This window comes from Corynebacterium sp., assembly GCF_022712195.1.
Taxonomy (GTDB): Bacteria; Actinomycetota; Actinomycetes; order Mycobacteriales; family Mycobacteriaceae; genus Corynebacterium.
Genome location: NZ_JALAGY010000090.1, coordinates 1 through 5,588, shown reverse-complemented (window position 1 = coordinate 5,588; position 5,588 = coordinate 1). Strand labels below are relative to the sequence as shown.

At 70.1% G+C, this 5,588-nt stretch carries 6 protein-coding genes and 1 pseudogene; 3 read left to right on the top strand and 4 right to left on the bottom strand.

Features of this window, described 5'->3' with window-relative positions:
* The coding region (locus Q0A34_RS12605; RefSeq protein WP_291480347.1) for an LCP family protein at nt 1-950 on the top strand (950 nt) is incomplete at its 5' end.
* 35 nt (nt 951-985) lie between these two features.
* Here Q0A34_RS12605 and tpx read toward each other — a convergent pair.
* The 3 genes from tpx to Q0A34_RS12590 all read right to left on the bottom strand — a co-directional run bounded on the left by tpx (nt 986) and on the right by Q0A34_RS12590 (nt 3,234).
* The gene (tpx, locus tag Q0A34_RS12600; RefSeq protein WP_291480346.1) at nt 986-1,483 is read right to left on the bottom strand and encodes a thiol peroxidase; all 498 of its coding nucleotides are present in this window, start codon (nt 1,481-1,483) and stop codon (nt 986-988) included.
* Between the two features lie 27 nt (nt 1,484-1,510).
* Nucleotides 1,511-2,401, bottom strand: coding sequence for a DUF5926 family protein (locus Q0A34_RS12595; RefSeq protein WP_291480348.1), 891 nt, complete (start codon nt 2,399-2,401; stop codon nt 1,511-1,513).
* A gap of 68 nt (nt 2,402-2,469) precedes the next feature.
* Nucleotides 2,470-3,234 (bottom strand): glycerophosphodiester phosphodiesterase family protein, encoded by a 765-nt coding sequence (locus Q0A34_RS12590; RefSeq protein ID WP_291480345.1) that lies wholly within the window; start codon nt 3,232-3,234, stop codon nt 2,470-2,472.
* A gap of 61 nt (nt 3,235-3,295) precedes the next feature.
* Between Q0A34_RS12590 and Q0A34_RS12585 the strand changes: the two genes are divergently transcribed.
* A complete protein-coding gene (locus Q0A34_RS12585; protein WP_291480344.1) occupies nt 3,296-4,240 on the top strand; it encodes a patatin family protein in 945 nt (314 codons plus the stop codon).
* A gap of 2 nt (nt 4,241-4,242) precedes the next feature.
* Here Q0A34_RS12585 and Q0A34_RS12580 read toward each other — a convergent pair whose 3' ends face one another.
* Nucleotides 4,243-5,220: an L-lactate dehydrogenase gene (locus tag Q0A34_RS12580; RefSeq protein WP_291480343.1), complete on the bottom strand. Its 978-nt coding sequence runs from the start codon at nt 5,218-5,220 to the stop codon at nt 4,243-4,245.
* Nucleotides 5,221-5,448: 228 nt separating this feature from the next.
* Between Q0A34_RS12580 and Q0A34_RS12575 the strand changes: the two are divergent.
* A pseudogene (locus Q0A34_RS12575) lies at nt 5,449-5,588 on the top strand (superoxide dismutase); the annotation flags it as partial.

Below are 5,588 nucleotides of genomic sequence, written 5' to 3'. Positions count from 1 at the left end.
GACCGGCTCCACGCCCCCGGCGTCCCCGGAAGCGGCGGCGGATCCGTCCGCTGCGGGTGCTCGGCGCCCTGCTGCTGGTGATCCTCCTCGTGGCGGGCGGCACCGCATGGTGGGTCGACTCGAACATCAACCGCATCGACGCGCTCTCCGACTACGAGGGCCGGATCGGCAACACCTCAGGGTCGAACTGGCTCCTGGTGGGGTCCGACTCCCGGGAGGGCATGAGCGAGGAGGACGGTGAGCGCTACGCCGCCGGCGACCTCTCCGAGGGAGGGGCACGGACGGACTCGATCATCGTGGTCCACGTCCCGGCGTTCGGCGGGAAGCCGACCATGGTCTCGATCCCGCGTGACTCCTACGTGTCGATCCCGGGCTACGGCGAGGGCAAGATCAACTCCGCGTTCGCCTTCGGCGGCCCCCAGCTGCTGCAGCAGACCGTCGAGGGTGCCACGGGCATGCGCATGGACCACTACATGGAGATCGGTTTCGGCGGTTTCGGCAAGATCGTCGACGCGGTCGGCGGGGTGGAGCTGTGCCCGTCCGAGCCCATCGACGACCCGATGGCCGGCCTCAACGTCGAGGCCGGCTGCCAGGAGATGGACGGGCCGACGGCCCTGGGGTACGTGCGCACCCGCTACACCTCGGCTAACGGCGACCTGGACCGGGTGGAACGTCAGCGTGAGTTCCTCGGCGCCGTGGTCTCGAAGGTGGGGTCCTTCGGCACCCTGGCCAACCCCTTCCGGGCGTTCCCCCTGGTCAACGCGTTCTCTGATGCGCTGACCGTGGACGAGGGCGACCATGTGTGGCACCTCGCCCGCCTGGCGCTGGGCATGGTCCGCGGCGCGGAGCAGCAGACCGTCCCCGTCGGCGGCTTCGCCGACACCGACGCCGGCAGCGTGGTGCTGTGGGACGACGCCGCCGCGGAGGAACTGTTCAGCGAGCTGCGCTGACCACCGTCGTGGTCCCGCGCGCGGTCGCGCGCGGGTCAGTTCAGGACGGCGAGGGCGGCGTCGTAGTCGGGCTCGGTGGTGATCTCCGGGACGAGCTGTGAGTGCAGGACGGTGCCGTCGGTGTCCACGACGACCACGGCACGGGCCAGCAGGCCGGCGAGCGGGGAGTCGGTGAGCGTGACCCCGAAGTCCTCGCCGAAGGAGGACCGGAAGGCGGAGGTGGCCTCCACGTTGTCGATGCCCTCGGCGGCGCAGAAACGGCCCAGGGCGAAGGGGAGGTCCTTCGAGACCGAGACGACGGTGGTGTTGTCCAGGTCGGCGGCCCGCCTGTTGAACTCCCGCTCGGACGCGGCGCAGACACCGGTGTCGACCGAGGGGAAGATGTTCAGCACCACGCGCCGGCCGCGGAGGGAGGCGCCGTCGACGTCCTTCAGCCCGGCGGAGACGGTGGTGAAGTCGGGCGCCGTGGTGCCCACGGCGGGCAGCTCACCGACGGTGTGTGCGGGGGTTCCTTGGAATGCGGTATCAGCCATGCCACCCATGGTGGCACAGATCGGCCGTCAGCGGATCGTGACCTCGCGGGCGATGATCGTCTGGCGGGACTTCTGCTCCTCCGCGGTGAGGGCGCCACCGTCGGCGATGCCGGACAGGGCCTCGGAGATCCGGGCGTCCAGTTCCTGCAGCGGTGCGGCGAACTCGCTGGCGTCTACGGTGTTGTCCAGGTCGAACACCGGCACGAGGATGCCGTGGGTGCGGAACACGCCGGCGAAGCGGGTGTCCTCACCCAGGTTCAGCTGGCCGGCCGCGTGGACGCGGGCCAGCGCGGGGAGCAGCTGCGCCTCGGTCTCCGGACGGACCCAGCGGATGTGCGCCTTCTCGCCGGGGTCGATCCACCAGGCGGCGCCGGTGACCGCGGCGTCCACCCGGACGCTCGGCAGCACGGAGGCGTTGGCCTGGTCGAGGGAGGCGACGACCTGCGGGTTGGAACGCTGGTCCTCGGTGAGCCACCAGTTGAAGTCCTCACAGACCTCGATGGCGGGGGTCTGCCCCGCGACCAGCAGGGACGACAGCGCGGGCTCGGACCCGTCGGCGACGGCGACCTCCAGTGTGGTGCCCGGTTCCGCGGTCCTGGCCCACTCCAGGGCGAAGGCCAGGTCCCGGTTGGGGTTGTCGCCGCGGTGCTGGGTCTGCAGGGCGACGAGGGCCTCGCCGCCCTCGTCTTCGGCGCGGACCAGGGCGGCCGCTGCGCCGGGCAGGACGGTGCAGACGGTGACCGGACGGGTGAACCCGGCGTCCTTCTCGGTCTCCGCGGTGAAGTAGGCGGAGGGGACGAACTCCTGCAGGGCGATGAGGTCGGCCTCGGCGGCGAAGTCGCCGTAGGGACGCGGGTCGCGCTCCAGTGCGGCGCGCTCCGCGGCACGCTTGGCGAGCTTCGCCTGGCGACGGCTCATGCCCTCGGGCAGGTCGTCCTGGTTCTTGTTCTTCCTGTTCTTCTTAGCCACGGACCACAGTCTAGCGGTCAGGGGAGCGTGACCGCGCCCCCGAGCACCCGGCGGGCCCGGTCCGGGTAGTCCGTGGCGGCCCACCGGACGCCGTGGCGTCGCAGCCACAGCAGGTCGTCGTCCCGGTTGGCGGTGAACACGTACGTGCGGTCCCCCGCGCCGACGACGTGCTGGGGGGCCTCCCTGGCGCGGCGCACGGAAAACCCCTGTGAGGGGGCCACCCCGGCGGGTTCGAGGTGTCTGAGCAGGCGCCACAGGCGGTACTCCTTGCGCAGGTAGATGCGGTGGATGCCCGGGTTCAACGCGCCGAACCGGGCCAGGGAGCCGTGGTCGAAGGAGATCAGGTGCACCAGCCCGGCCAGGTCGCCGTCGGCCATCCCTGCGGCGTGGAGTTCCCGGTTCATCGCCGCCTCCAGCCGGCCGTCCCGTTCCCGCGCGCTGCCGAGGCGCTTGGTCTCCACGAAGAGCTCCGGACGCTTCCCGGCAGGCCGGACGTCCCGGATGAACTCCAGCAGTTCGCGCAGCGTGAGGATGCGCTGGGGACGTTCGGCGGTGCCCACGTTGAACTCCCTCAGCCGGGCCAACGGCATCGCGGCGACGGCGCCGGTGCCGTCCGAGGTGCGGTCCACCGTGGCGTCGTGGATGACCACCGGCACCCCGTCCGCGGAGAGCCGGATGTCGCACTCCACCCCGTCCGCCCCGAGGTCGACGGCGTGCTCGTAGGCGTCGAGGGTCAGTTCCGGCCGGTATCCGCTCGCCCCGCGGTGCGCGATGATCTTCACGCCCCCATTGTTACCCGATCCGCCACGTCACGCCGACCGGCGCACTGTACTATGTGATGCCGTGGAAGATTTTCCGGCAGGTGTCCGTCCCCCACTGCACGGGGGTCCGGCACGGGGCGTCCCGAGCAGACCGGTCAGTGACACCGCCCTGGTGTTCGAGGGTGGGGCGATGCGCGCCGCATTCTCCTCCGCGATGGTGCAGGCGCTGCTCGAGGAGGGCATCCAGTTCGACTGGACCTACGGGAACTCGGCGTCGGCGGTGCACGTGGCCACGTACCTCTCGCAGGACACGCGCCTGGCCCGCGACTACTTCACCGTCTTCCCCGGCGACCCGCTGTTCGGCGGGATCCGGCCCTTCCTGCGGGGGGACGGGTTCTTCAACGCCCGCTACATCTTCGGGCCGGACGCGCAGGTCGAGGACCGCAGCATGGTGCCGGACTGGGACGCGATCACGGCGAGCCCGGGCAACTTCCGGATCTCCGGCTTCAACGGACGGACCGGCGAGACCGTGCACTGGGCGCGGGAGGACATGCACGGCCTGGACGACTTCCTGCGCCACGCCCGCGCCTCCGCGTCCCTGCCGATCGTCATGCCGCCGACGAAGATCGGCACGGAGGTCTACTTCGACGGCGCCTTCGGTTCGACCGGGGGCATCCCGGTGGACTCCGCCATCGAGATGGAGGGGTTCGACCGCTTCCTGGTGGTGATGACGCGCACCCGGTCGTACCGCAAGAGCGCCTCGAGGTTCACCTGGTTCGTGAAGAAGGCCTTCCCCCAGTACCCGGCGCTGGCGCAGTCGATGCTGGACCGGCACGCCCGCTACAACCGGACCCGTGACTGGATCTTCGAACAGGAGCGGCGCGGCAAGGCGTACATCTTCGCCCCGCACCGCATGCCCCTGGGCAACGGGACCCGCAAGCTCAACGAACTGGCGGAGACCTACGAGGCCGGCCTGGCCCAGGCGCGCGAGGAGATGCCGCTGATCCGGCGGTTCCTGCGGGTCTGACGCTACGCCCGGTCGCCGGGCCCGAGCACGCCGGCGTCCTCCATGACCTGCTGCAGGGTGTCCGCGGAGACGTCGAACTGCTCCTGCTCGGTGTCGTCGAGCCCGAGTTCGATGACCTCCCGGATGCCCCTGCTGTTGACCACCGCCGGGGTGCCGATGTAGATCGCCGGGGAGTCGCCTCGGCCGTACTGCCCGTCGACCAGCGCGGAGACCGGCAGGACGACGTCCTCGTTGCGCAGGACGGCCCGGCTGATCCTCGCCATGCCGACACCGATGCCGAAGCTCGTGGAACCCTTGGCGTTGATGATCTCGTAGGCGGCGTCGCGGGTGCGCCGGAAGATCTCGCCGACGCTGTCCCCGCCGTCCGGCGACTGTGCCAGCCGGACAGGCAGGGGCACTCCGGCGACCGTGCCCGCCGACAGGACGGGGAGTTCGGTGTCGCCGTGCTCACCGATGACGTAGGCGTGGACGGAGGTCGGGGCGACCTGGAAGTACTCCCCCAGCGCCGACCGGAAGCGGGCCGTGTCCAGGATCGTGCCCGAACCTATGACCTGGTTCGAGGGGACCCCGGCGATCCTCCAGGTGGCGTAGGAGAGGATGTCGACCGGGTTGGTGGCCACCAGGTACACCCCGTCGAAACCGGAGTCCCGGACCCTGCCGACGATGTCGCGGAAGATGGCCACGTTCTTGTCCACCAGGTCCAGACGGGTCTCCCCGGGTTTCTGCGCCGCCCCGGCGCAGATGCACACGATGGCCGCGTCCGCGCAGTCGCTGTAGTCCCCCTGGGTGACCCGTGTTCCGTACCCCGACCACGGCACGGCGTGGTTGAGGTCCTGCACGTGCCCCCAGGTCTTGCGTTCGTCCACGTCGATGATCACCAGGTGGTCGCACAGCCCCTGGTTCACCAGGGCGTAGGCGTAGGCGACGCCCACGTCCCCCGCCCCGATCAGAACGATCCTCGTACCTGTGCTAGTTCTCACGGCTGCTCCTGTGGGGGTAGGTCGGCGGGCCTGTGCCACGGTGAATTGATCCCCAGCGTACGCCGGCCACGGGATCGCCGCAGGTGGGGCACCCCACGACCGGGAGACCCATATGTTCAACGTATTGAACTTGCATCTTCAATTGGTAAATCATTGCGAGCCGCGCGGAAACTGACCAGACTGGTGGACGGAAAGAAACGCTTACCCCCGACGAAAGGTACCGAGAACATGGCTGTCTACGAGCTTCCCGACCTCCCCTACGACTACGACGCCCTCGAGCCGCACATCTCCGCCGAGATCATGCAGCTGCACCACGACAAGCACCACGCCACCTACGTCGCCGGCGCCAACACCGCCCTCGAGGCCCT

Coding starts and splice junctions, on each gene's coding strand:
- Q0A34_RS12595 (WP_291480348.1), bottom strand. CDS start 2,401: ATGAGCCGTCGCCAGGCGAAGCTCGCCAAGCGTGCCGCGGAGCGCGCC.
- tpx (WP_291480346.1), bottom strand. CDS start 1,483: ATGGCTGATACCGCATTCCAAGGAACCCCCGCACACACCGTCGGTGAG.